This window comes from Vibrio ouci, assembly GCF_004551525.1.
GTDB classification, from domain to species: domain Bacteria; phylum Pseudomonadota; class Gammaproteobacteria; order Enterobacterales; family Vibrionaceae; genus Vibrio; species Vibrio ouci.
In genome coordinates this window covers 1-485 of the sequence record NZ_SATR01000341.1, presented here as the reverse complement: position 1 = coordinate 485, position 485 = coordinate 1, and the positions used below count along the sequence as shown (strand labels likewise).

General features: G+C 43.7%; 1 protein-coding gene. It reads left to right on the top strand.

Translation table 11 applies throughout. The features are described 5' to 3' along the window. Positions 1–79: 79 nt before the first annotated feature. The coding region (locus ELS82_RS25920; protein WP_134837856.1) for an IS5 family transposase at positions 80–485 on the top strand (406 nt) is incomplete at its 3' end.

Below are 485 nucleotides of genomic sequence, written 5' to 3'. Positions count from 1 at the left end.
GGGCTTTGTTTCCTAATTCAATGGAACTAAACGTTAACTCTGGGATCTGATCTGGGAAGTCCACTGCCTCGCTCACAACATGCCTAAGCCCAAGTACAAAACGAAAAACTGGCCACAATACAATCAATCACTTATCAATAGAGGCTCTCTTACATTSTGGATTGATGAGGCTGCTATCAAGCAATGGAATCACCAAGCCAAGCAACCTAAGCGAGGAAGACCACGGTTGTTTAGTGATATCGCCATTACGACAGCATTGATGATGAAGCGCGTATTCTCAATGCCTTTGAGGGCATTACAAGGTTTTATCAACTCAGTATTTMAGCTGGCTAAACTACCGCTTGTTTGCCCTCACTACACTTGCATCAGCAAACGAGCAAAGTCTGTTGATGTATCTTTTAAAGCTAAAACAAGAGGCGTCATCAAGCATTTGGCCATTGATGCTACTGGGCTAAAAGTCTACGGTGAGGGGGAGTGGAAAGTTA